The 24,525-nt window shown below is 68.6% G+C and carries 26 protein-coding genes; 17 read left to right on the forward strand and 9 right to left on the reverse strand.

Annotation, left to right across the window (positions count from 1 at the left end; genetic code table 11):
* Positions 1-54: 54 nt before the first annotated feature.
* From OL599_RS18525 to OL599_RS18535, 3 genes are all read right to left on the reverse strand, one after another.
* Positions 55-738: a hypothetical protein gene (locus OL599_RS18525; RefSeq protein ID WP_264715366.1), complete on the reverse strand. Its 684-nt coding sequence runs from the start codon at positions 736-738 to the stop codon at positions 55-57.
* 89 nt (positions 739-827) lie between these two features.
* Entirely contained in the window at positions 828-2,165 is a 1,338-nt protein-coding gene (locus OL599_RS18530; protein ID WP_264715367.1) for a tetratricopeptide repeat-containing glycosyltransferase, read from the reverse strand.
* Positions 2,166-2,530: 365 nt separating this feature from the next.
* Positions 2,531-5,704 (reverse strand): error-prone DNA polymerase, encoded by a 3,174-nt coding sequence (locus OL599_RS18535; protein WP_264715369.1) that lies wholly within the window; start codon positions 5,702-5,704, stop codon positions 2,531-2,533.
* Positions 5,705-5,848: 144 nt separating this feature from the next.
* On the opposite strand from OL599_RS18535, the gene OL599_RS18540 reads away from it, so the two are divergent.
* The 5 genes from OL599_RS18540 (at position 5,849) to OL599_RS18555 (ending at position 9,271) form a co-directional block, all read left to right on the forward strand.
* A complete protein-coding gene (locus OL599_RS18540) occupies positions 5,849-6,598 on the forward strand; it encodes an SIR2 family NAD-dependent protein deacylase (protein WP_264715371.1) in 750 nt (249 codons plus the stop codon).
* Positions 6,598-7,566: a metallophosphoesterase gene (locus tag OL599_RS18545; protein WP_264715372.1), complete on the forward strand. Its 969-nt coding sequence runs from the start codon at positions 6,598-6,600 to the stop codon at positions 7,564-7,566. The genes OL599_RS18540 and OL599_RS18545 overlap by 1 nt, the downstream gene beginning before the upstream one ends.
* A 209-nt stretch (positions 7,567-7,775) precedes the next feature.
* A complete protein-coding gene (locus OL599_RS18550; protein ID WP_264715373.1) occupies positions 7,776-8,159 on the forward strand; it encodes a nuclear transport factor 2 family protein in 384 nt (127 codons plus the stop codon).
* On the forward strand, positions 8,156-8,404 hold the full coding sequence (locus OL599_RS25925) for a GDCCVxC domain-containing (seleno)protein (protein WP_283949812.1): 249 nt from the start codon (positions 8,156-8,158) through the stop codon (positions 8,402-8,404). Before OL599_RS18550 ends, OL599_RS25925 begins: the two co-directional genes overlap by 4 nt.
* A 318-nt stretch (positions 8,405-8,722) precedes the next feature.
* Positions 8,723-9,271, forward strand: a complete 549-nt coding sequence (locus tag OL599_RS18555) for a hypothetical protein (RefSeq protein WP_264715374.1) — start codon at positions 8,723-8,725, stop codon at positions 9,269-9,271.
* Between the two features lie 62 nt (positions 9,272-9,333).
* On the opposite strand, the gene OL599_RS18560 is transcribed toward OL599_RS18555, so the two are convergent.
* The 4 genes from OL599_RS18560 to OL599_RS18575 all read right to left on the reverse strand — a co-directional run bounded on the left by OL599_RS18560 (position 9,334) and on the right by OL599_RS18575 (position 13,057).
* Positions 9,334-9,936, reverse strand: coding sequence for a CDP-archaeol synthase (locus tag OL599_RS18560; RefSeq protein WP_264715375.1), 603 nt, complete (start codon positions 9,934-9,936; stop codon positions 9,334-9,336).
* Positions 9,937-10,042: 106 nt separating this feature from the next.
* A complete protein-coding gene (locus tag OL599_RS18565) occupies positions 10,043-11,566 on the reverse strand; it encodes a Y-family DNA polymerase (protein ID WP_264715376.1) in 1,524 nt (507 codons plus the stop codon).
* Entirely contained in the window at positions 11,484-12,236 is a 753-nt protein-coding gene (locus tag OL599_RS18570; protein WP_264715378.1) for an ImuA family protein, read from the reverse strand. Before OL599_RS18570 ends, OL599_RS18565 begins: the two co-directional genes overlap by 83 nt.
* A gap of 53 nt (positions 12,237-12,289) precedes the next feature.
* Positions 12,290-13,057, reverse strand: a complete 768-nt coding sequence (locus tag OL599_RS18575) for an NUDIX hydrolase (protein WP_264715379.1) — start codon at positions 13,055-13,057, stop codon at positions 12,290-12,292.
* 75 nt (positions 13,058-13,132) lie between these two features.
* On the opposite strand from OL599_RS18575, the gene OL599_RS18580 reads away from it, so the two are divergent.
* The 3 genes from OL599_RS18580 to OL599_RS18590 all read left to right on the forward strand — a co-directional run bounded on the left by OL599_RS18580 (position 13,133) and on the right by OL599_RS18590 (position 16,186).
* Positions 13,133-14,356 (forward strand): MFS transporter, encoded by a 1,224-nt coding sequence (locus OL599_RS18580; protein ID WP_264715380.1) that lies wholly within the window; start codon positions 13,133-13,135, stop codon positions 14,354-14,356.
* A gap of 53 nt (positions 14,357-14,409) precedes the next feature.
* Positions 14,410-15,165, forward strand: a complete 756-nt coding sequence (locus tag OL599_RS18585; protein WP_264715381.1) for a DUF1194 domain-containing protein — start codon at positions 14,410-14,412, stop codon at positions 15,163-15,165.
* A 73-nt stretch (positions 15,166-15,238) separates the two neighbouring features.
* Complete coding sequence (locus tag OL599_RS18590) at positions 15,239-16,186, forward strand: aldo/keto reductase (protein ID WP_264715382.1); 948 nt, start codon at positions 15,239-15,241, stop codon at positions 16,184-16,186.
* A 22-nt stretch (positions 16,187-16,208) separates the two neighbouring features.
* Here the strand turns inward: OL599_RS18590 and OL599_RS18595 are convergent, their stop codons facing one another.
* Positions 16,209-16,832: a hypothetical protein gene (locus OL599_RS18595; protein ID WP_264715383.1), complete on the reverse strand. Its 624-nt coding sequence runs from the start codon at positions 16,830-16,832 to the stop codon at positions 16,209-16,211.
* Between the two features lie 255 nt (positions 16,833-17,087).
* On the opposite strand from OL599_RS18595, the gene OL599_RS18600 reads away from it, so the two are divergent.
* The 9 genes from OL599_RS18600 to OL599_RS18640 all read left to right on the forward strand — a co-directional run bounded on the left by OL599_RS18600 (position 17,088) and on the right by OL599_RS18640 (position 24,008).
* Positions 17,088-17,477: a type II toxin-antitoxin system RelE/ParE family toxin gene (locus OL599_RS18600; RefSeq protein ID WP_264715384.1), complete on the forward strand. Its 390-nt coding sequence runs from the start codon at positions 17,088-17,090 to the stop codon at positions 17,475-17,477.
* Complete coding sequence (locus OL599_RS18605; RefSeq protein WP_264715385.1) at positions 17,474-17,839, forward strand: helix-turn-helix domain-containing protein; 366 nt, start codon at positions 17,474-17,476, stop codon at positions 17,837-17,839. The genes OL599_RS18600 and OL599_RS18605 overlap by 4 nt, the downstream gene beginning before the upstream one ends.
* A 175-nt stretch (positions 17,840-18,014) precedes the next feature.
* Entirely contained in the window at positions 18,015-18,563 is a 549-nt protein-coding gene (locus OL599_RS18610; protein ID WP_264715386.1) for a hypothetical protein, read from the forward strand.
* Position 18,564: 1 nt separating this feature from the next.
* Positions 18,565-19,059, forward strand: a complete 495-nt coding sequence (locus tag OL599_RS18615; RefSeq protein WP_264715387.1) for a hypothetical protein — start codon at positions 18,565-18,567, stop codon at positions 19,057-19,059.
* 22 nt (positions 19,060-19,081) lie between these two features.
* Positions 19,082-19,486, forward strand: a complete 405-nt coding sequence (locus tag OL599_RS18620) for a hypothetical protein (protein ID WP_264715388.1) — start codon at positions 19,082-19,084, stop codon at positions 19,484-19,486.
* A gap of 7 nt (positions 19,487-19,493) precedes the next feature.
* Positions 19,494-20,048 (forward strand): hypothetical protein, encoded by a 555-nt coding sequence (locus tag OL599_RS18625; RefSeq protein WP_264715389.1) that lies wholly within the window; start codon positions 19,494-19,496, stop codon positions 20,046-20,048.
* Between the two features lies 1 nt (position 20,049).
* Entirely contained in the window at positions 20,050-20,466 is a 417-nt protein-coding gene (locus OL599_RS18630; protein ID WP_264715390.1) for a hypothetical protein, read from the forward strand.
* 74 nt (positions 20,467-20,540) lie between these two features.
* Positions 20,541-22,139 carry an ABC transporter substrate-binding protein gene (locus tag OL599_RS18635; protein WP_264715391.1) on the forward strand — a complete coding sequence of 533 codons (1,599 nt, stop codon included), beginning with the start codon at positions 20,541-20,543 and terminating at the stop codon, positions 22,137-22,139.
* Positions 22,140-22,388: 249 nt separating this feature from the next.
* On the forward strand, positions 22,389-24,008 hold the full coding sequence (locus OL599_RS18640) for a pyrroloquinoline quinone-dependent dehydrogenase (RefSeq protein WP_264715392.1): 1,620 nt from the start codon (positions 22,389-22,391) through the stop codon (positions 24,006-24,008).
* Positions 24,009-24,032: 24 nt separating this feature from the next.
* Here the strand turns inward: OL599_RS18640 and OL599_RS18645 are convergent, their stop codons facing one another.
* Positions 24,033-24,485, reverse strand: coding sequence for a MarR family transcriptional regulator (locus OL599_RS18645; protein ID WP_264715393.1), 453 nt, complete (start codon positions 24,483-24,485; stop codon positions 24,033-24,035).
* Positions 24,486-24,525 lie beyond the last annotated feature (40 nt).

Genomic DNA, 24,525 nt, shown 5'->3' on the forward strand with positions numbered 1-24,525 from the left:
GGCGAATTCGCGGCGACACGATCATCCGCCAATGTCTCGTATTGTAACGCACACTTACGATGCGTCGTAAAGATGACTCTCCAGGATGGTACGGATCTTGGTTTCGTCGCAATTGCGACGACGCTGGAACACTGATAGCTCTCCTGCCCGCGCGACAAGGCGGGCGACCTCCTCCACAACATGCAAATGCGGGCGCGACCTGAAATCGTGCATTGCGATGAATGCATCGGGTAGGCACCGCAGCATGCTCTGCATGAAGGACGCAACGCGAAAGCGGCCGTCGATCAGGATGAAATCCGTTTTCGCGGTGTCTGGGTGTGCCCAGATTCGCGCGTGGTATGCAGGCCATCGGGGCCTGGTTTGCGGGTCGGTTGGCCAGCCCCAGTCGCCGATTGGACCGATATCCACGTAGATCAGCGTCGGTTGGAGCCAGTCGGCGTGCGCGGCGCAGGCCTGGGCAACGGAGTCGACCCATTGCTGTGACGAATCGATGGCCGTCACCGATGTCTTGACGAGCGAGGCGGCGAGGCACGTGCTGCCACCTGAACCGAACTCCAGATATCGGTCCGAGCAGACCAGGAAATTGCGAAGCAGATCGACCTCGTCGTCGGACATGTTGGGCTTCATCGTGCGATCCGTGATGCTGCAGTTGCGCTCTTGCGAGGGGGCGGCAACCGGCCTTGCAAGGCGGGTTTCGCCACGCAAGGCCAGAATGGCCTTGTTATCCTTCTTCGACATGTGGGCAGCTGACCCTGACGCTCCATTGAGTGGCGTCCCCGTGGTCCCGCTGCGATGAGGCGGGTTTCCGCTGCCCGCTCAGTTATCGGTCAGCCGGAGGCCATCGTGGCCCATGTTGCGGCTTCGCTGTTCGTAGGATCGACGGCCAGGACAGCTTCGGCTTCGCGTCGCGCGGCTTCGGTATCGCCGGTGCGAGCGTAATGCCGCCCGAACAGAATGTGTACGCACGGATCGCCTTTCCTGATTTGCGCCAGCAGGTTCATGGCCAGTTTCCGCGCCGCCTCAACGTCGCGCCGTGCGAGCGCGAGGCGCACGGCCTCTTTCAGAAAACACGGATGTCCGTACTCATCACGATATTCCGGATACGCCGCAAGCGCCTTGCTGCAGAGTTGTTCGGCATCGCCCGTGCGGCCTGCGCCGAGCAATGCCCGGACCTGTCGCTGTAGCTCCTGTGGAGAAGCATCGCCCGGAACAGGGGCGGACGGCGTGGCGGAAGGTCGTACAGGCGGGCTGGCCGGATTTCGCCGCTGTACGGCCTCGATCATGGCTGATCGGTGAATAACCGAGATGATCTCGTTGAGCTGGGCATCTGTCGGGCGGACCAGCTGAAACACGTCCTCGGTCATCACATGGGTATTGCCAAAGCCCATCTTCCGGAACGTGTCTGAATCAAAATGAAGACCCGACTCGCCAATGTAATGGCCAAAACACGGATACGTCACGATCTTCGCGGCGTTCGTCAGAATAGTTGCGTGGGTCTTGGCAATGTCCTGCGACGTGCCAGGCACGCCAAGGCCCCATGAATGAAACAGATCGATGATTTTATCGTGATCGCGCCCGCGGTAGTCCGCCGACCGCACGATGTCCAGATACTGATCCACATATGGCCGTTGGCGCAGCCATTGGCGGCGGGTCAGACCAAAGCCCCAATTATGGCCCATCGGGATGAGGGTTGAGCGATGGCGCATCTGCTCGTCGTGGCTGGCGCGATGGTTGCCGTAGGCTGCGACGTAACCGATCCGCTCGTCTTGAACTGCGAGGTCGAGCAATCGCTCCAGCGTCTTGAGATAATAGGGACCCAGGACCAGATCGTCCTCCAGGAAGATCGCCGCGTCGGCGTTCAACTCCTCGAAAACGAAGCGCTCCGCGCGATCGAAATTGAGCGCTACGCCCAGATTGCGCGGCGCGGGCCTGGTGACGCCCTGGGGAACCAGCGTGCGGAACAGCTCAATATTCGCCGCAGCCAAAGCCGGGTCGCAATGAGTCCGACCGCTGAACTCATTGACGGCGCCATCCTGAAAAAGAAAGATCGAGCGGCGCTGTAGATCGATGCCTGCCTGGCCGACCAGGGATTCCAGCGTCTTCCTGAGGTAGTCCGGCCGATTGAAGGAAATTATGACAATCGGACAGCGCGCGGCGAGGGGCATCAGTCACTCCGAAGGTAGTTTGCTTGTGTAGATTCCGCGCCAAAATACACCTCAGCGCCTCATCGTGCTTGGGAAATGGGCGAAGTAACAGTTATCATATGTAACGTCCCAGGCACATGCAAGAGTGCGACCCGAAGCATAGGCTTCAAATAAATCCCTCACCGGTATGTCGTGAACGGTGGGCGGACGTCTAGATCCGAAGATAAGATGAAATAGAGTTTATGGAGAGGGTGTCAGTTCGGCGGAGGGTTAGTTTGGTAAATCCAATATTGTATTCTCCGTTACGAGTGATGCATAGCGACTGGTGGAGCGGACGTACGACATTCAGCAAGGCCGATCGTTCGGAACGGTATCCGTGCCGACACCTACCTGAAATCCCGCGAGCGCGGCAAGGCGGGGGGCATCTCGTCGGCCCGGGTCGTCGGGATCGTGATCGGGAAGGGGGTTGGCGCCTCCTCCAGCCCACGCAGCAGGCCCGAGCGGTCCTCCAGCGTTTCCGCCACCACGTGCACGACGCCTTCGGGGGAGCGCTGGATGCGGCCGGCGACGAGCAGCAGGGAGCTGCCGATGACGGCGCGGCGGAACGGCTCCAGCACCGCGGGCCAGATCACCACGTTGGCGATGCCGGTCTCGTCCTCGATGGTCGCGAACACCACGCCGGCGGCGCTGCCGGGGCGCTGGCGCACCAGCACCAGGCCGGCCAGGCACACGCGCGCGCCGTCCTTGCGGCCGGTGGCCTCGGCGCAGCTCTGCACGCCCTCGGCGGCCAAGGCGGGGCGCAGGAAGCGCATGGGGTGGGCCTTCAGCGACAGGCCGGTGGTCTCGTAATCCGCCACCACCTGCTCGGCCAAAGGCATGTGCGGCAGGGATGGGGGGCGGACGGCGGCGGGCAGGTGGGCGAACAAAGGCAGGGCGGCGTCGTCGCGCAGGCCGCGCACCTGCCAGAGTGCGGCACGGCGATCCAGGCCCAGGCTGCGCAGCGCGTCCGCGTCCGCCAGCGCCTCCAGGGCGGCGCGGGGCAGGCCGGCGCGGGCGAGGGCGGCGAAATCGGGGAAGCCCGTGCCGCGCCGGCGGGCCAGCTGCGCCGCCCAGTCCGCGCGGAAGCCGGCGATCTGGCGCAGGCCCAGGCGCAGGGTGGCGCCGGCCTCCAGCGTGCAATCCCACTCGCTCGCGTTCACGTCGACGCCGCGCACGCTGGCGCCGTGCTCGCGCGCGTCGCGCACGATCTGGGCGGGGGCGTAGAAGCCCATGGGCTGCGCGTTCAGCAGCGCGCAGGCGAAGGCCGCGGGGTGGTGGCATTTCAGCCAGGCCGAGACATAGACCAGCAGCGCGAAGCTGGCGGCATGGCTTTCCGGGAAGCCGTAGGTGCCGAAGCCCTCGATCTGGCGGAAGCAGCGCTCGGCGAAATCGCGGGTGTAGCCGCGCGCCACCATCCCCTCGACCATCTTGGTGCGGAAGGCGTGGATGGTGCCGGCATTGCGGAACGTCGCCATGGCGCGGCGCAGCTGGTTGGCCTCCTCCGGCGTGAACTTCGCCGCCTCGATGGCGATGCGCATGGCCTGTTCCTGGAACAGCGGCACGCCCAGGGTGCGGCCGAGCACGCGGCGCAATTCGTCGGGCGGGCCGTGCTGCGGCAAAGGCGAGGGGAAGTCCGCCGTCTCCAGTCCCTGGCGGCGGCGCAGATAGGGGTGGACCATGTCGCCCTGGATGGGGCCGGGGCGGACGATCGCGACCTCGATCACCAGGTCGTAGAACGTGGCCGGGCGCAGGCGGGGCAGCATGTTCATCTGGGCGCGGCTTTCCACCTGGAACACGCCGATGGAATCGCCGCGGGAGAGCATGGCGTAGACCGCCGGGTCCTCGCCCGGGATGTCGGCGAGGTCGCGGATCGGCGTGCCGCGCGCCTGCAGCAGGGCGAACGCCTTGCGGATGCAGGTGAGCATGCCCAGCGCCAGCACGTCGACCTTCATGATGCCGAGCGCGTCGATGTCGTCCTTGTCCCATTCGATGAAGCTGCGGCCTTCCATCGCCGCGGGGCCGATGGGCACGGTCTCGTCCAGCGCGCCGCGGGTGAGCACGAAGCCGCCGACATGCTGGGAAAGGTGGCGGGGGAAACCCACCAGCTCGCGGGCCAGGGCCACGGTGCGGCGGACCACGGGGCTGGCGGGATCGAGGCCGATCTCGCGCAGGCGGTCTTCCGGCCACAGGTCGCCGCCGGCGTTCCAGGACTGGGCGGCGAGGGCGGCGGTGGCGTCCTCGCTCAGCCCCATCACCTTGCCCACTTCGCGCGCGGCCATCTTCGGACGGTAATGGATGACGGTGGCGGCGATGCCGGCGCGGGCGCGGCCGTAGCGGGCGTAGATGTACTGGATCACTTCCTCGCGCCGCTCATGCTCGAAATCGACGTCGATGTCCGGCGGCTCGCGGCGCTCGGCGGAGACGAAGCGCTCGAACAGCAGGTCGATCTCGGTGGGATCGACGGCGGTGATGCCGAGGCAGTAGCACACGGCGGAGTTGGCGGCCGAGCCGCGGCCCTGGCAGAGGATGCCGGCGCCGCGGGCGAAGCGGACGATGTCGTGCACGGTGAGGAAATAGCGGGCGTAGTCGAGCCGGGCGATCAGCGACAGCTCCTTCTCCACGGTCGCGCGCACCTGGGCGGGGATGCCCTGCGGATAGCGCGCGGCCGCCCCCGCCCAGGTGAGGGCGGCCAGGTGCGCCTGCGGCGTGCGGCCGGGGGGGATGGGCTCGTCGGGGTATTCGTAGGCGAGCTCGTCGAGCGAGAAGCGGCAGCGCTGCACGATGTCCATGGTGCGCGCGACGGCCTGCGGATGGTCGCGGAACAGGCGGGCCATTTCCGCCGGCGCCTTCAGGTGGCGCTCGGCGTTCGGCGCCAAGGCGAGGCCGGCGCGGGCGATGGTGGTCTTTTCGCGGATGCAGGTCATGACGTCCTGCAGGGCGCGGCGTTCGGGGGCGTGGTACAGCACGTCGTTGGTGGCGACCAGCGGGATGCGGGCGTCGGCGGCCAGCTCGGACAGCGCGCGCAGGCGGCGGGCGTCGTCGCCCTGGTGGCGGCGGGTGGCGGCGAGATAGGCGCGGCTGCCGAAGGCCTCCCGGATGGTGTCGAGCGTCGCGCGAAAGCCGCCGTCCAGCCGCGCGGGCGGGACGACGATCGCGACCTGGCCGGCGGCGTATGCGGCGACATCGGCGAAATCGAGGGCGCATTCGCCTTTGCGGGTGCGCTGCTTGCCGATGCTGAGCAGCTTGGACAGCCGGCCCCAGGCGGCGCGGTCGGTGGGGTAGCACAGCAGGTCGGGCGTGCCGTCGCGCAAGGCGAGGCGGCTGCCGACCAGCAGGCGCAGGCCGGCCTGCTTCGCCGCCTCGTGCGCGCGCACCACGCCGGCCAGGGTGTTGCGGTCGGCGATGCCGATGGCGGCGAGGCCCAAGGCTGCGGCCATGGCCACCAGTTCCTCGGCGTGGCTGGCGCCGCGCAGGAAGGAGAAGGCGGTGGCGGTCTGCAGCTCGGCATAATCAGGCGCCATGGGGTAAGTTCTGGTTATGTTCTTGTCCGGCGTCAAGCCCTGCTGTCCGGCGGGCGGGTGGCGGCCCAGGGAACGCCATATGTCGGGAACGCCATATGTTAAGGTGGTGATGTCAGGGCGCACCGATCACCGGAGGAACGACGCATGGATGCCGACGTCGCCGCATTGGCGCAGGAGATCGCGCGGGCGCGCCGGATCGTGCTGTTCACCGGGGCGGGCATCAGCACGGAGTCCGGCATTCCCGATTTCCGCGGCCCCGGCGGGGTGTGGACGACGATGCGGCCGATCGGGTTCGCCGATTTCGTCGCCTCCGAGGCGGCGCGGCGGGAGGCGTGGCGGCGCAAGTTCGACAGCGAGCCGGTGATGCGCGCGGCCCGGCCGAACCGCGGCCACCGCGCCTGCGCGCGGCTGCTGCGCGAGGGCAAGGCCGCCTGCGTGATCACGCAGAACATCGACGGGCTGCACCAGCAGGCGGGCGTGGAGGCCGGGCAGGTGATCGAGCTGCACGGCAACGCCACCTATGCGCATTGCCTGGACTGCGGCACGCGCCACGAGCTGGATGACCTGCGCGCGGCGTTCGAGCGCGACGGCGCCGCGCCGCGCTGCGGGCGCTGCCGGGGGCTGGTGAAGACGGCGACGATCTCGTTCGGCCAGGCGATGCCGGAGGCAGCGATGCGGCGGGCGGAAGCGGAGGCGCGGGCGGCGGATTGCTGCATCGTGCTCGGCTCCTCGCTGGTGGTGTATCCGGCGGCGGGGGTGCCGGTGCTGGCCAGGCAGGCGGGCGCGCGGCTGGTGATCGTCAACCGAGAGGCGACCGGGCTGGACGACATGGCGGACCTGGTGGTGCATCGCGAGATCGGCGCCGTGTTCGGCGCGGCCGTGGGGGTGAACTGATGCCCGCCTCCCCCGGCCGGCGGCCGGCCATGCCCGAGGACGTGCCGGAAAAGCTGGAGCAGCGCCTCGGGCGCTTGCACGCGCGCCAGCGCCTGGGCATCGAAGACGATTTCGAGGCCCATGTGTTCGGCCACGGCATCAACTTCTTCCATGTCGAGAACTGGTATTCCATCCATTCCGTCATCCGCAACACGCTGAAGGTCACGGGGCTGTACTGGCGCGGGCACCGCAACGCGCAACGCATCCGGGTGGTGGAGAATGACGTGCGCTTCCCTGACCTGCCGCCTTTGTTCGACGGGTTCACCCTGCTGCATATCAGCGACCTGCACGCGGACATGAACCGCAAGGCGATGCAGCGCCTGACCAGGATCCTGCCCGGGCTGCGCTATGACATCTGCGTGCTGACCGGCGACTTCCGCGGCAAGACCTTCGGGCCGTTCGATGCGACGATGGAGGAGATGGCGCGGCTGCGCCCCTTCCTGACCGGGCCCGTGTACGGCGTGCTGGGCAACCACGACACCATCCGCATGGTGCCGGGGCTGGAGGAGATGGGGATACGGATGCTGCTGAACGAGTCCGTTGCCATCGAGCGCGGCGCCCAGTCCATTCACCTGGCGGGCATCGACGACGCGCATTACTTCCGGGTGGACAATATCGAGAAGGCCGCGTCACGCATCGGCCATGGCGATTTCTCGATCCTGCTGTCGCACACGCCGGAAATCTACCGCCAGGCCGCCCATGCCGGGTTCCGGCTGATCCTGAGCGGGCACACGCATGGCGGCCAGATCTGCCTGCCCGGCTCGATTCCGATCACCCTCGATTCCGTGCTGCCGCGGCGCATGGGTGCCGGCGCGTGGCGCTACAACGACATGGTCGGCTACACCTCGGTGGGGGCGGGATCGAGCGTGGTGCCGGTGCGGCTGAACTGCCTGCCCGAGATTACGCTGCACCATCTGCATCGTGGCTAGTGTCCTGAATCTGAAGTTCGCATAGGTGGCGAACTTCAGATTCAGGACACTAGCCCTTTGTTTTCAGTGGCCTGCTGGCCCCTGCGTCCGCCGCAAGATGCGGCGAACTTCGGGGGCAGGACACTAGCGGTCAAAACCGGACGGATGGTACCCAGGCTGATGGTCCGCTCAGGGTGGAATCCACACCCGATGCCGAGAGGAGACAAGCCATGTCCGACAGCATATCGACCTTGCTGACCCGCAATCTTCACGAGGTCTTCGGTGCAAGCGACCCCGTGCGTCGGCGCGCGACCATTGACGAGATCTATACCGAAGATTGCGTGTTCTACGAGCCCAAGGGCATCTACCGTGGCCGCGACGAGATCGATCGCGTCGCGGGCGCGATCAAGACTACTCATCCAGAGTTCCGATATGAGCCGATTGCCGAGCCCGAGGAATTGGGCAATGGCGGGCGGGTCCAATGGGTATCGGGCCGTCCAGGTGAGGCGCCAGCCTACGCCGGGACTGATTTCATCATTGCCCGGGACGGCCGGATTGCCGCCCTTTATCTCTTTTTCGACAAGCTGCCCAAGCCGCTGGAGATGTCGCCTTGACTGGCCCGGTCCAGGCAACCCGGCATCCTGAGCTTCGCTCCGAGATCGCCTGCCCGCACTGCGGCTTCCGCAAAATGGAAGAGATGCCGACCGACGCCTGCCAGTTCTTCTACGAGTGCGAGGGCTGCCGTGCGCTGCTTCGACCGAAGGAAGGGGATTGTTGTGTGTTCTGCTCCTACGGTTCGGTCCCGTGCCCGCCAATCCAACTGGAGCGTCAGGGCCGTGGCGGTGGATGCTGTCGCTGAGCGACCTCTTCAACTGCCCTCTGGAGCATGATGGATCAACCTGATCCGGTCATGCTCTGCCAGTTCGCTGTCTGAGGGCGCGATTCCGCCTCCGACGATCACGCGCTGGCAGCCGTTGTTGCCCAGCCGCGCGTGTGGCCGCTCGTCTGCGAATGGAATCATGAGGGTGGAGCCCGGTCGATAAGATCAGGCGGACGGTACCGTCGAGCCGGGTTCGCTTCGGCGGGAAGCGAACCTTCGCCGCCGCGCAGACCGACGGGGGACTGGCTGAGCGTGTTTGTATCATGATCGCGTTTTCACGCGCTGAGAGGGTCGCAAATGCCGACAGTCGACGGTGCGCAATCGTTCACTCTGGAGGCGCTGGCATCGTGGCATGAATTCTATGCGCTCCTCGGCGGAGCATCCGCGACCATGACCGGCCTGCTGTTCGTCGCCGCGTCTGTCACCTCCGGCATCTTTTCCCCCGGCAGGAACGCGGCGCTGCGGGTGTTCCTGTCAGCCAGTGTCGTCCACTTCGCCGGCATCCTGGCCGTATGCCTGATCGCCCTGGCACCGATCCGGAATTCTGCGCTGTTCAGCTTGATGATCGCCGGGTGCGGCGGGTTTGGCCTGGCCTACCATGGCGTTGCCTGGCGTGACCTGGTGCGAGGCGGCCGGATCGCATCGGTCGATTGGGAAGATCGGATCTGGTATGCGGTGCTGCCGGTGATTGGCTATTTGTCCGAAACGGGCGCGGGGGTCGGGTTGGCGATGCATGTCGATCTCGGATGCGCGATCCTCGCTCTCGCCTTGGGGATCCTGCTGGTGGTTGCAATCCATAATGCCTGGGACATGACCGTATGGAGCATCACCCGGCGCAAGGAATGAGCAACTCCAGCCGGGATCTACGCGCATGGTCTCATGAACGAGCGAGCCGCGTCACCTGTCCGTCAATACGGCCGCTCCCGAACATGCAGCCTGTACAGGATGCGGGACAGCAGGATCTCGCCGACTAGAAAGATCACGACGCAGGCGACGATATCCGCAACCGTCACCGGCAGCACAAGGCGGCAGGCGAGCAGCGGGAACAATGATTCGGGAATCTGGTCAAGGCCGGTTGCCCGGCTGCTCGGCGGCAGGTCCATGCGGCGCTTGCAGAAGCTGGAGAACAGGTCGCCCACCATCGCCGCGGCGCCGGCCAGGCACCCCGTCTGCCAGCCCAGGCCGATGAGCTGCGCGCCCGCCGCTGTCGCCAGCACCGCAGCAACGATGCCGCGGATCGTCTTCGACGCACCGAACAGCGGATGCCCGTCGGGAAGCACAAGCCCGCCATCCAGGGGCGCGGCGAAGCGATTGCCGAGGATCTTCCGCGCGATCACCGGCGCGCCGTTTGCCAGCGTCAGCAGGAACAGGAGCTGAATGATGAGCAGCATCTGCATGGGGCCGGCGCTCCACGGAAGGGCGGTGAAAGGCCAGGGCTCTGCCCTGGACCCGCCAAAGGCCAAAAGGCCTTTGGAAACCGTTACTCTCTTGGCTGCGTCAGCAGCCTTCAAATGATATCGGATTTCAATTGAAGGCTGCTGACGCAGCCAAGAGAGTAAAAGGATTGTCAAGGCTTCTGCCTTGACTGGGGTCCAGGGGCAAAGCCCCTGGCCTTTCTCACCCGAACAACCCGTGCAGGAACCAGCGCGGCATTCCCTCCAGCCCGGCGCGGAAGATCCAGAAGCGGGCGCCGTTATTGTCTTCCACCCGGTAGTAGTCGCGCACCAGGTCGGTTTCCGGTCGCTGCTCCTGTGGGGTGCGGCGCCACCATTCGGCGGCGATGCGTTCGGGGCCGGTGGCGGCGCGCACGCGGTGCAGGGCGCCGCGCCAGCGGAACAGGATGGGCGGGTCGTCCGGCACCAGGGCGGTGGCCTCGATCGGCTCGGGGCGGCGCAGCAGGCGGATCGGGCGTTCCACGGCGGGGTCGCTCTCCCAGGCCGGGCGGGCGGCCAGCGGCGGGAGGCGGCGCACCGTGCGCTCGGGCACGTGGCTTGCGTGCGGGGCGGCGCGCCACAGCCGGGCGCTGCCCAGGCGGTTGGCGAGCTGGTCGATGGCGGCGGCCAGCTCGGTGTCCTGCGGCTTGCCCAGGTCGGCCAGCGCGGCCTGGGGCGGGCGCAGCGGGGCGGTTTCCTCGGCTTCCAGCACCATGGCGTCGATGCCGAAGCCGGGGGCGACGGTGTCCAGCTTCTCGCCCAGCAGTTTCGCGATCCGCTCGGCGTCGTGCAGTGGCAGGGCGGTGGCGATGGCGATGGCGGGGCGCTGCCCGTCCACGCGCAGGAAGCTGGCGGCGAAGCGGTGGCCGCCGCGCTGGCCGGCTTCCAGCCGCGCGCACAGACGCCGCGCCAGCTCGGCCAGGGCGCGGGAGAGATCTTCCGGCGTGCCGATAGGCTCGGCGAAGGCCAGGCGCTCGGCCCAGGGGGCGGGCGGGCGCGGCCAGGCGATGGCTGCCTCGGCGGCGCCGTAAGCCTGGTCCAGCCGCAGCACGGGCAAGGGGCCGAAACGGGCGGACAGCTCGGCACGGGGCTGGCGGGCCAGCTCGCCGATGCGCTTGAGGCCGACGCGGCGCAGGCCGGCCACCATGCGCGCATCCAGGCGCAGCAATGCGACCGGCAGCATGGCCAGCGCCTGCCGCTCCGCGCCCGCCGGCAGCACGGTGCAGGGGGCGCCCGCGGTCGCCGAGCGGGCCAGCGCCCAGGCCGCCCCGGCGGTGCCGGCGACGGCGATGCGGTGGGCGAGGCCGTTGCGCTGCAGCCGCAGGGACAGGTCTTCGGCCAGCGCGGCCTCGGTGCCGAACAGATGCGCGCAGCCGGCGATGTCGAGGAACAGCCCGTCCGGCGGGTCGGGGGCGGCGAGCGGGGTGTAACGCTCGCACCAGGCGGCCAGGGCGGCCAGGGCGGCGCGGTCGGCCTCCGGGTCGGCCTCCACCACGGTGAGCTCGGGGCAGATGGCGCGCGCCTCGGCCAGTGCCATGTCCACACGAAGGCCCATCGCCGCCGCGCGCGGGCAGACGGCGGCCAGGCGGCGCTGGCCGTGTTGCGTCTCTACCGTGGCGAGCGGCTTATCCGGCGCGGCCGGGGCGGACTGCCGGCGCAGGCGCAGCGTCGGCCAGCTCGGCAACCACACGGAGAGGATGCGCCGCATCGGATGACCCTCCTGCTTGCATGATCCAGGCGCCTTCGATGCCGCCGCGTGCATGCGCCAGCTCCACCCGCCAGCGCGGCGGGCCGGGTTCGCGGTGCGCGGCGGTGCTGGGGGCGGGGGCGACCTGCCAGCGCGTCACCGCGGCGGTGGCTTCCTGCACGGCGGCGGTGCGGCCATGCGGCCAGCGGCGCAGCACGAAGCCGGTGGTGCCGCGCTTCAGGCAGGCCAGTTGCAGCCGGCGCGAGGCGATGCGGCCGAGCCGCCCGGCCTCGGCCACCACGGCGGTGGCGGCCCCTTCGCGCAGCACCGCTTCCATGGCCGCCAGCGTTTCCGCGTCGTCGCGCGTCTGCACCAGCACCAGGCGGCCGGGGTCCAGCCCGTAAGCCAGCAGGCCGGGGGCGTGCAGGTCGCAGGCGGGGGCGATCCAGAACAGGGGCTTGATCCCCGGCAGCCGCGCCAGCAGGCAGGCGATGAAGCCGGCGGCGACGGCGCCGGTCTCGGCCTCGATCCCTGCCGCGCCCACTTCGTGCAGGGCGCCCAGCGCCAGCCCGCCTTCGGGCAGGCAGGCATCCACGCGCGGGTCGCCGAACGGCAGCACGCCATGGCCTGCCTGCGGCTGCAGGGCGTGCAGGCGGGCGCGCAGGACGGCGAGGGAGGCGGGGGCGGGCATGGGAATATGTTCACTAAATGTTCCCCTATTGATTCCCGGGACCGAGTCGGGAGTCAATCGGATAGGAATCCGATCCGCTTGCCCAACGCCCGCGCCAGGAACACCGGCGCCTGGTGGTTCAGCAGCGCCCCGGCGCGGGCCAGGAATGCCGGCAGCGCCGGCAGCGCAACCACCGCCAGCGGGTCGTATTCGCCGTTGCCGTGGCCGGCATGGGCGGCGCGGATCTCGGCGGCGGACAGGCTGGTGCGCACGGCGACGCCGAGGTCCAGCACATGGCTGCCGCCATGCTCGACGATGCACAGCAGGCGCGGATCGTGCACGGCGGAGGCGGGCAGGCCCAGCTCCTCCTGCAACTCGGTCAGGAACTGCCGCACCACGTCCACCGCGCCCGCGCCCCCGGCCGCCCCGGGATCGACGCTGCCGGCGGGGGGAAGCTGCCATTCCCCGGCCTGGTAGATCGCGCCCGCGGGGCGGCGGCCGAACACGACGCCGTCAGGGCCCAGGATCACGCCCCCCACCGCCAGCGGCCGCACCCCCAGCAGCGGATGCAGGGCGTGGCGGTCCATCTGCGCCACGATGCGGCGGAACTCGGTCCAGTGGCCGCAGACCAGGCGCGGGGTGATCAGGTCGGCGCTGAACACCCTGCCGTTGAACAGCCGGCCGCCCATGCGAATCTGTGCTGCCGCCCACAGCCGGTCCACCTCGGCGTCCAGCGCCGCGGGCAAAGGCGGCATCTCCCGCACCACGCGGAACCGCGCATCGGCGGCGATTTCGTGAACCGGCCAGTGCTGCACCCGAATCCCCCCTTTTGCGCGCGGCATGATCGGGGGCGGCCCGGCCCGGTGGCAATGCCCCGATATTGACGCCACGCAATCGGCAACGGCACGCTGGGCGCAATGAAACTCCCGAACTCGCTGCTCGCGCCGCCCTGGGTTCAGGCCCTGGGCGCCACCTTGCTGGTGCAATCCACTGCGTCGTTCATGGGGCAATGCCTGCCGGTCGTGGCCCCCCTGCTGACCGCCAGCACCGGGCTTGCCCCCGAACGCATCGGCAACCTCACCTCGCTCACCTCGTTCGGCACCGTGCTGTTCCTGGCGTTCGGCAGCGCCTTCCTGGCGCGCTTCGGGCCGGTGCGGATGCTGCAGATCGGCTCCGGCATCGCCGTCGCCGGCATGCTGATCGCGGCCAGCGGCTGGTGGCCGGCTCTGGTGCTGGCGGCATTGCTGCTGGGCATCGGCTACGGCCCCACGCCGCCCGCCGGCAGCCGCATCCTGGCGGCCACGGCGCCGCCGGCGCACCGCACCCTGATCTTCTCCATCAAGCAGGCCGGGGCGCCGGCCGGCGGCGCGCTGGCCGGGCTGATCGTGGCCCCGTTCGCCGTGCGTTTCGGCTGGCCCTATGCGCTGCTGCTGGCCGTCGTCGCCGGCATCCTGTCGGCCGCCGCCATCTCGCCGCTGCGGGCGATGATGGACACCGAGCGCGACGCCACGCGGCCCATCCATCCGCGCGCCCTGTTCCAGCGCCGCAACCTGCTGGCGCCGATGGCCGCCCTGCGCGGCGACCCGCTGCTGGCCTCCATCACCGCGCTCGCCGTGTCGTTCTCGCTGGTGCAGGGCACGCTGTTCAGCTTCTCCGTCACCTACCTCACCCAGCGCGGCCTGAGCCTGGAGCAGGCCGGCCTCGCCTATGCCTGCCTGCAGGCGGCCGGGGTGTTCGCCCGCGTGTTCCTGGGCTGGTTCGCCGACCGCACCGGCCGCCCCGCCCACAACCTCACCGCGCAGGCCTATGTGGCGGCGGCCGCGGTGTGGGCCTTTGCGTTCATGCCCATGGACGCCTCGCTGTCGCTGACGGCGGGGATCGCCACCCTGGCCGGCTTCTTCGGCGCCAGCTGGAACGGCATCTATCTGGCCGAGGTGGCGCGCCTGTCGCCGCCCGACCAGGTGGCGGACGCGACCTCGGGCAGCACGTTGTTCACCTTCCTGGGCTACGTCGCCGGCCCCAGCCTGTTCGCGCTGGCGGTGCCCTGGCTGGGCTGGCAGATCCCGTTCGCCATCGCCGGCGCCCAGCTGGCCCTGATGGGGGTGGTGCAGAGCTATCTGCTGCTGCGCCGCCGCGGCTAGGGCCGCGCTTTCCTGCTTGCCCCGGCCCCCCCGAATGCCCGAACATCGCCGCCATGCGGTGGTTGTTCGTGGTGTTGGCCTTGCTGCCCGCATCCGTGTGGGCCGCGGAGCCTGTGGACTTGGCGTTGGTGCTGGTCACCGACGTCTCGCGCAGCATCGACGATTCCGAGTTCGACCTGGAGAAGCAGGGCTACGCCACGGCGTTCACCGACCGCGAGGTGCTGGCCGCCATCAAGGGCGGCGCGATCGGCGCCATCGCCGTGAACTATGTCGAGTTCGCCAGCGCCTACGAGGTGAAGACGGTGGTGGACTGGATGGTGATCCGCGACGAGACCTCGGCCCGCGCCTTCGTCGACAAGCTGCTGGTGGCGCCGCGCAGCTATTACGGCCGCACCGCGATCAGCGCCGGCATCGAGATGGCGATGCGCAACCTCGCCAACTCGGGGTTCGAGGCGCAGCGGCGGGTGATCGACGTGTGCGGCGACGGCACCAACAACAACGGCCGCGACGTGGCCGAGGCGCGCGACGAGGCGGTGGAGGCCGGCATCACCATCAACGGGCTGGCCATCATCAACGAGCATCCGGTGTCCTGGACCTTCGCGCATGTGCAGCCGCCCGGCGGGCTCGCCAACTACTACCGCGAGAACGTCGCGGGCGGCATCGGCAACTTCGTGCTGGAGGTGCACGAGTTCCGCGCCTTCGGCACCGCGATGACGCGCAAGCTGATCAACGAGATCGCCGATCTTGGCGGCGCCTGGCGGGCCGGCGAGGCGGTGCTGCCGGGTAGGGGCGCCCCCCGCCGGTTCTGACGCGCGGCTTTGACGCTGAAGGCCGATGCGGCAACACTGGCGGCATCACCATCGTCCAGGGAGTGCCTCCACCGTGGAAATCCGCAATCTCGGCCGTTCCGGCCTGCGCGTGTCGTCGATCGGGCTCGGCTGCAACAATTTCGGCGGCCGCATCGACCTCGAAGCGACCCGCAAGGTCATCCACAAGGCGCTCGACCTCGGCATCACCCTGTTCGACACGGCGGACGTGTATGGCGAGCGCGGCGGCTCGGAGACCAGCATGGGCCAGGTGCTCGGCGACAACCGCAAGCGGATCGTGCTGGCCAGCAAGTTCGGCCTGCCGATGAGCGACGACGGCACGAAGCAGGGCGGCTCGCGGCGCTACATCATGGCCGCCGTCGAGGACAGCCTGCGGCGGCTGCGCACCGACTACCTGGACCTGTACCAGCTCCACACCACCGATCATCCGCTGACCCCGATCGAGGAGACGCTGCGGGCGCTGGACGACCTCGTGCACCAGGGCAAGGTGCGCTACATCGGCTGCTCCAACCTGCCGTCCTGGCAGGTGGTGGAGGCGCAGTGGACGGCAAAGGCCGCCGGGCTCAACCCCTTCGTGTCGTGCCAGGACGAGTTCTCGCTGGTCAAGCGCGACGCAGAAAAGGAATTGATGCCGGCGATGCGCGCCTACGGCCTGGGCCTGCTGCCGTATTTCCCGCTGGCGAGCGGCCTGCTGACCGGCAAGTACCGCCGCAACGCGCCGATGCCCGCGGATGCGCGCCTGACCAAGACCGAACGCCTGGCCAACCGCTACCTCACCGAGCGCAACTGGGCGATCAGCGAGAAGCTGATCGACTTCGCCGAGGCGCGCGGCCACACGGCGCTGGAGCTGGCGTTCAGCTGGCTGCTGGGCAAGGCGCCGGTGGCCAGCGTGATCGCGGGTGCGACCAAGCCGGAGCAGCTGGAGCAGAACGTGAAGGCGGGCGGCTGGAAGCTGTCGGCCGAGGAGATGGCGGAGATCGACACCATCACCGGCACTGCCTGATCCACGGGGCGGGGTGGGCGCGTTACGGCGCGCCCAGCACCCGCGCCAGCGTGATGTCGTCGCGGAACTGCCGGGCGAGGGCGTCCACGCAGTTTCCGACGACCTTGCGGATGCCCTCTTCGCCGGGCCAGGCCAGGCTTCGTTCCCGGCATTGCGCGGTGTAGCCGCGCACGGCGCTGCGCTCGCCGGCGCGGGCGGTGACGGCGATGGTGGCGTCGAGGGTGACGTCCCAGTACGGCGTGTTGACATCGGTGCGCAGCGCGAAGCTGCCGACCTCGGCGCTGATGCTGGCACTGCCGGGAGCCGAAGCGGCGACCCTGTGGCCGGCGGCGGTGAGTTCGGCGGCGAAGGCGTCGCGCAGCAGACGCCCGGGCGGCGGGTCGATGGCGACCGCGCTGGCGGTGACGCCGCCGAGGCTCTTGCGCTCGCCGATCCGACCGGGAGGCCCGCTGGGAGCGGGCTCGCGGAACGGCGGCACCTCGATCGTCTGCGCCGGCGCCTGCGCCAGGGCCGAGCGGGATGCTGGGGCGGCATGGGGCGGGATGGCGACGCGCAGCTCGCCCTGCGGGTTGGCGCAGGCGGCGAGCAGGAGCGTGGCGGCGCCGGCGGGCAGGTGGCGCAGCAGGCGAGGGCGGGCGGTGTTCATGCGTGGGCCTTCGCGGTGGTTCCAGGCGTGGCCTGGGAAGAAGCGGGCCCGAAGGGTCGTCCGACCGGCCATGATCGGTCAATGGCGGCGGCGTGCCGAAACTGGCCGCACCGGGAAGCGGGGCTGGCGCTGGCCAACAAGACAGGTGTGGATTTCTGCGGGTATTGGCAGCGAGGCGTAACGAAAGCAGACTGAAGCTCGCCTCGCGAGTCCGTGTGGCCATGCGGACAAAACATATTGCAGATTGCACCATAAATGGTACATATTGCGGCACAGGGGATGAAAAAACTCCCGGCTGTTTTCTATAGGACTGCGAGCGCGGGAGAGCCTGTAAGGGATTGGTTAATAAGCGAAAAGCTTACCGATAAAGATCGGCGCCTGATCGGGAGAGACATAGCGAAGGTTGAGTTCGGTTGGCCTGTCGGCATGCCGACCTGCGAGCCGTTAGGGCATGGCCTGTTCGAGATCAGGACGGATCTGCCAAACAATCGAATTGCCAGAATCCTGTTCTGCATAAGTGAAGAATCCATGGTTCTGCTGCATGGGTTCATAAAGAAGTCGACGGATGGCACGAAAACGCCTCGGAGAGCGATCGATCTCGCTCGAGAGCGTCACGAGGATATGAAAGGGAGAAATAGAAAGTGAATGGGGACCGAGATGCTGACAATATCGGCCCGTTTGGTAGCAGTTTTGATGATTTTCTTTCAGAGAGAGGGCTCCTCGAAGAGACAACGGAATACGCTGTAAAGGCCGTTTTCAGTTGGCAACTGAACGAGGCGAGAAAGGCAAAGGGGCTGACCAAAAGGGAATTTGCGGAGTTGCTTGGGACCAGCCGGTCGCAATTGGATCGGATCTTGGACCCGGACAACGATGCCGTGACTCTGGAGACGCTGCGGAAAGCCGCTCAATTGCTTGGCAAGCGGGTTCGTCTCGAACTGACAGACGCCGCTATGCGCGAAGCAGGGCCCGCTGAGGTTCCACGTCGCAGGCGCCTCCGCGCCGCTTAGCTCCGCGCCCGCTGGACCCTCGCGTTCTGTCCAAGGGGTCTCGTTCGCACGACCCCCCTCAACGCCTCATTCCCCTCCCCAATCCAGCCTGGGCGGAACGATGCGCCGCCGCCTTGCGAACGCTAGCGCAACAGTCTAGACGCTTCAGCAGGGCTGCGTTCGGAGGGGCGTCTTCGTGCCGGAATTGCGTGCGGTTTTGCTCGGCGCCTGCGTCGTGGTCCTTGCCGGCTGCCAGAACTATAACGACATCGCGATGAAAATCGGCGCCCCGCCTAAGGAAGCCGTCGATCTCCGTTCGTTCGAGGTCCGGCGCTATGACCGGGTGAGCGATGCCACCCTGCTCGCCGCCGCCACCGCGACATTGCAGGATCTCGGCTACATCGTCACCGAATCGGCGCCCACGGTCGGCGTGGTGGTTGCCTCGAAGCAGCGTGATGCGGTGGAGACGGGGCAGGTCGTCGGCCAGGTGGTGCTGACCGTCGCCCTGGCGGCGCTGGGGACCATCAACAACCCCACCTGGGACCAGACGCAGGAGATCCATGTCACCCTGGTGGCCGCGCCGGTCGGCCCGTCCACCGCCCGCGACGTGCGCGTCTCGTTCGATCGCTACATCACCAACAACCACGGCCAGCTGTGGAAGACCGAACTGGTGATGGACCAGCAGATCTACGCCGAGTTCTTCGACCGGCTGGGGACCGCGCTGAAACTGGAGCAGGACGGCTGACATGCGCCTCGCCACGCTTGCCCGCACCCTGCCGCTGCTGCTCATCCTCGCCGCCTGCGCGCGGGCCGACAACACGCCGCTGATGAGCACGAAAAGCCCGGTGGAGCTGCGGGCCATGCAAAGCCGCAGCTTCGCCACACCCGACCGCGCGCAGACGCTGCGGCAGGTGATCGCCACGCTGCAGGACCTGGGCTACAGCCTCGACAAGGTGGAGGCGGCGGCCGGCACCGTCACCGCCACCAAGCTCGCCGCCCTGCGCATGACCGCCACGGTCATTCCGCGCGGGACCAATGCGACGGTGGTGCGCGCCAACGCGCTGGTCAATTTCGGCGGCCGGCAGCACCAGGTGGACGAGCCGCTTTTCTACCAGCAGAACTTCTTCGCCCCCCTGGCCGGCGCCATGCTGGTGCAGGCCCTTCCCGGCCCGGCGCTGGAGGAGGGGACCGCGCCCGCCACACCCGCAACGGCGCCGCCGCCGGCCCGCCCCGGCAGTTGAACCGATGTCCACAGGAGACTCCATGCGCCGCACTTTGGCTCTTTCCCTGCTGCTTCTGCTCGGCGCCTGCCAGGGCGCGGCCGAGCAGGCCGCCGCGGTCCGTCAGGGCCAGGACGTCAACCGCCTGACCGTCGGCACGGTGCAGCGGCAGATCCGCGTCGGCATGCCCAACAGCGAGGTGGCGGAGGTGCTGGGCGCGCCCAACATGGTCACGACCGACGAGAACCGCCGGGAGGTGTGGGTGTACGACCGCATCTCCACCGACACCGTCTCCTCCAGCAGTTCCGGCGGCGCCACCATTCTGATCCTGGGCGCGTCCGCCGGGGCCGCGGCCCGCAGCACGTCGCAGCGGACCCTGACCGTGATCGTCAAGTTCGACGAAGCGAACCGGGTGCGGGACTTCGCCTACCGGTCCAGCTCGTTCTGATCGCGGCGTGATCCGTCCTGGCCGCGCGGCGTCGGCTCTGCTGGCTCTTGCCTTGCTCGCCGGCTGCCAGAAGACCACGCAGCAGCAGACCGAGGCGCTGACGCTGGGCGCCGATGCGCCGGCGCTGCGCCAGCAGCAGACCCGCCGGTTCGACACGGCCGATGACAAGCTGCTGCTCAACGCCTCCGTGGGCGTGCTGCAGGACCTGGGCTTCCAGATCGACGAGGCGACCGCAGGCGCGGGGCTGGTGATCGGATCGAAGGACCGCGACGCGATCGAGGCCGGGCAGGTGGTCGGGCAGGTGCTGCTCGCCGCCCTGCTCGCGGCCGGGGGCGTGGCCACCGTGCCGGTCTATGACCGGTCGCAGCGCATCCGCGTCTCCATCATCACCCGCCTGGCGCCGGACCGCACCGGTGCCGTCGTGCGCGTCACCTTCCAGCGGGTGGTCCGCGACAACATGAACCGTGTCGCCCATGTCGACACACTGCAGGAGCCGGCGATCTACCGCGCCTTTTTTGACAAGCTGAGCCAGGCGGCGTTCCTGGAAGCGCATGAGATCTGAGATGCAAAACCGGGTCCTGGCCGCCCTGCTGGTGCTGCTGCTGGCGGGATGCATGACCGATTCGAAAGAGCAGGTGCTGGCGGTGGACAAGACCCAGGTGGCCCTGCGGGCGGTGCAGACGCGCGCCTTCGACACGCCGGACCGCGGCGCCACCTTCCGCGCCGTGATGGCCACATTGCAGGATCTGGGCTTCGTCATCGACAAGGCGGACGACGCGCTCGGCACCGTCAGCGCCACCAAGCTGGCGGGCTACACGCTGCGCATGACCGTGACGGTGCGGCCGCAAGGCGCGCGGCGCACCACGGTGCGCGCCAGCGGGCAATACAACCTGGAAGCGGTCTCGGACGCCGAGCCCTACCAGCAGTTCTTCGCCGCGCTGGAGAAGGCGATGTTCCTCACCGCGAACCAGATCGACTGAAGCGGCGCCACGGCGCGCAATTCCACCGCGGGCGTTCTTGCGGTAAGGTCCCGCCCGTTCAACTGGAGAGCTTCATGATCCGTCGACGCGACCTGATGCGCGCCGGCGGCGGTCTGGCGTTTGCCGGCCTCGCCGCCCCCGCGATCGCCCAGCCCGCCACCACCCGCACGTTGCGGGTGATCCCGCAATCCAACCTCACCAGCATCGATCCGATCTGGACGACGGCGGTGGTGACCCGCAACCACGCCTATCTCGTCTACGACCAGCTCGTCGCCGTGAACCGCGCGTTCGAGCCGAAGCCGCAGATGGCCGAAGGCTGGACGGTGGAGGATGACGGCCGCACCTGGACCTTCACCCTGCGCGCCGGCCTGCGCTTTCACGACGGCGAGCCGGTGCGCGCGCGCGACTGCGTGGCCTCCATCCGCCGCTGGTGGGCGCGCGATTCGCTCGGCCAGACCGTGGCCAGCCTCACCGACGAGCTCAGCGCGCCCACTGACGCCACCATCCGCTTCCGCCTCAAGCGCGCCTTCCCGCTGCTGGCGCTGGCGCTGGGCAAGCCCAGCCCGATGCCGCTGTTCATCATGCCCGAGCGCGTGGCCAGCACCGATCCGTTCAAGCAGATCACCGACGCCACCGGCTCCGGCCCGTTCCGCTTCCTGCGCGAGGAATGGAACCCGGGCTCGTCGGCCGCATGGGCGAAGTTCGACGGCTATGTGCCGCGCAGCGAGCCCGTCGACGGCATCTCCGGCGGCAAGATCGCCGGCGTGGACCGCATCGTCTGGACCGTGATCCCCGACAGCGCCACCGCCGCCGCGGCGATGATGAGCGGCGAGCAGGATTACTGGGAATACCCGCTGCACGACCTGGTGCCGCTGCTGAAATCGTCGCGCGACGTGGTGGTGGGCCAGCGCCTGTCCCAGGGCATCTATGCCGGCGCCCGCATCAACCATCTGCAGCCGCCGTTCAACAACGTGAAGGTGCGCCAGGCGTTGCTGATGGCGATCGACCAGCGCGACCATCTGCGCGCCGTGGTCGGCGACGAGGGCGAGGGCACCGCCTGGGGCGCCTGCGAGAGCGTCTATACCTGCGGCACCACCTATGCCACCGACGCCGGCAACGCGCTGCTGCGCACGCATTCGGTGGAGAAGGCCGCGGCGGCGCTGAAGGCCAGCGGCTACAACGGCGAGCGCACGGTGCTGCTGGCGCCGTCCGACTATCCGCAGATCAACGCGCTGAGCCTGGTCACCGCCGACCTGATGCGGCGGATGGGCTTCAACCTCGATCTGGCGTCCGTCGACTGGGGCACGCTGGTGCAGCGCCGCGCCAGCAAGGAGCCGGTGGAGAAGGGCGGCTGGAGCGTGTTCCACTCCACCTGGTCGGGGACCGACGTGCAGAACCCCGGCATCCAGCAGCAGACCCGCGCCAACCGCGACGGCGCCTGGTTCGGCTGGCCCGACGATCCGGAGCTGGAACGTATGCGCAATGAGTGGCTCGTCGCCGCCGACCCGGCCGAGCAGAAGCGCATCGCCACCGCGATCCAGGTGCGCAGCTTCGAGACGGTGCCGTTCGTGCCGCTGGGCTACTACCAGCAGCCCTCGGCGTGGCGGAAGAACGTGACCGGCACGTTCCCGTGCCAGGTCACCAGCTTCTGGAACATCGGCAAGTCCGCCTAGACGCCATCGCTGTACCGTCCCGGAAATTCACGCGAATTTCCGGGACAAGCGGGGCATCGGATGGGCGTGCCCCGTCGCCCCAACCGGGCGCGTTCAAGTACCCGTGGCTTTGCGGCGCTGCCGGCGCATTGTTCTTGCGACCGGGCGGCGAGGCGGACCAGTCTGCGACAGGCCACCCACCCCCAGCCGCCATGTCGTGCAGCGGCGGCGTGGTACGTCCAGGATTCCACACCATCGCAGGAGCGCGCCATGTTCCTGACCGGACGTTTGTTCGATGCGCGGGCTTGCCTCGTGCGGGCCGCTGCCGTCGCTGGCCTTCTCGGGCTTGCATGCGGGCCGGCGCATGCGGCCGGGCCGAGCCAGGACGAGCTCGACAAGGCGCAGTCCAACACCAAGGACTGGCTCTATGCCACGCATGACTACACCGGCCAGCGCTTCGTCGACCTGAAGCAGATCAACGCCGCCAACGTGCACCAGTTGCATGTCGTGTGCATCTACCGCTCCACCGACGAAGGCCCGGTGCAGACCAATCCGCTGGTCTATAACGGCGTCATGTATTTCACGGTGGCGCGTTCCATCGTCGCGGTCGATGCCGCCACCTGCCGCGAGCGCTGGAAATACGCATGGGAGCCGAAAGGCGGCGAGCTGTCGCCGACGAACCGCGGCGCCGCGATCAAGGACGGCCTGGTCATCCGCGGCACCGCCGACGGCTACCTGATCGCGGTGGACGCCGCCAAAGGCACCCTGGCCTGGAGCCGGCAGATCGCATCGGCGAATCAGCAGCAATATCTGAGCATGCCGCCGCTGATCTTCGGCGATCTGGTCATCTATGGCCCGGCCGGCGCGGACTGGGGCCAGAAAGGCTGGGTCGGCGCCTTCAGGCTCGCCACCGGCGAGCCGGTGTGGAAATTCAACCTCATCCCCGATCCCGGCGAGCCCGGCGCGGAAAGCTGGGGCAACCCCGAGGCCCTCAAGACCGGCGGCGCCAGCTTGTGGACGCCGCTGTCACTGGACGCGAAGAAAGGGGTGCTCTATCTGCCCGTCGGCAATCCGGCGCCCGATTTCTACGCGGACCATCGCCCCGGCAACAACCTCTACACCAACTCGATCGTGGCGCTCGACGTGCGCACCGGCACGTATCTCTGGCACTACCAGGCGGTGCCGCAGGATGTGCGGGACTGGGATCTCGACCAGGCCGGCCCGCTGTTCTCCGCCACGGTGAAGGGAAAGCGGCGGGATGTCATCGTCGCCAGCGGCAAGGACGGCATGCTCCGGCTGCTTGACCGCGACACCCATGAAGTGCTGTACGAGGTGCCGTTCACGACCCGCTCGAATGTCGATGTGCCGCTGACGCCGGAGGGCGTGCGCAGCTGCCCTGGCCTGCTGGGCGGGCAGGAGTGGAACGGCGCCGCCTACGACCCGGCCAGCCAGACCCTGTTCGTGCCGGCGGTGGACTGGTGCACGACGTTCAAGAAAGCCGCGACCACGCCCGCATTCGCCCAGGGGGAGCATTTCTACGGCGGCACGGCCGAGATGGACCCGTGGGCGCAGGCGCATGGCTGGCTGACGGCGATCGACGCGGCCACCGGCAAGCCGCGCTGGCGGTACAAGTCTTCCACCCCGATGCTGGCCGCCGTGACCGCCACCGCCGGCGGCCTGGTCTTTACCGGCGACTTCAACCACGACTTCCTGGCCCTCGATGCCGCTTCGGGCAAGGTGCTGTACCGGTTCAACACCGGCGGCGAAGTCGCCGGCGGGGTCGTTACCTATGCGATCGGCGGCAAGCAGTATGTCGCGACGATGTCCGGCTACGTCTCGGTGTTCTTCAAAGGCTCGGGCCCGGCGGCCGTCGTGGTGTTCGGGCTCTGACAGGCCAGCGTGGCCGGCCGGGGCCTATCCGGCGGCGCGGCGGCTGGCCGTGACCCGGGCGCTGCCGTTTCGTCCCGCCGCGGCCGCCGACCTGGAGGCGGCGCCCGGCTTGGCGGCACTCCCGGCCTTGGCCCCAACGGTCTTGTAGCTGGCAACCAGCAGGCCGCGCACGTCGGCCAGCAGCTCGAGCCCCTTGCGGGTGCGCTGCACCAGAACGCTGCGCCGGTCGCGCGGATCCGGGCCGCGCTTGGCCAGCCCGAGCTCGGTCAGCCGGTCGAGCGAACGGGTGATCGCGGGTTTCGATACCTCGAGCCGCGCCGCCAGGCCGCGCACGGTATGCGGCCCTTCCTCCATATAGGTGATCAGGAACACGCCGAACTGCCGGGCCGACAGGTCCGGCCCGTCTCGGCGCACGGTGCCCACGATGGTGTCGCGAAGGATCGCCAGAAGCCGTTCCGCAGTGATCGGGATCGCCATGTCTCCTACTCCCTCCCCGCAGCCCGGAGTGCGAATCGCA

The organism is Limobrevibacterium gyesilva, assembly GCF_025989185.1.
Classification (GTDB): Bacteria; Pseudomonadota; Alphaproteobacteria; order Acetobacterales; family Acetobacteraceae; genus Limobrevibacterium; species Limobrevibacterium gyesilva.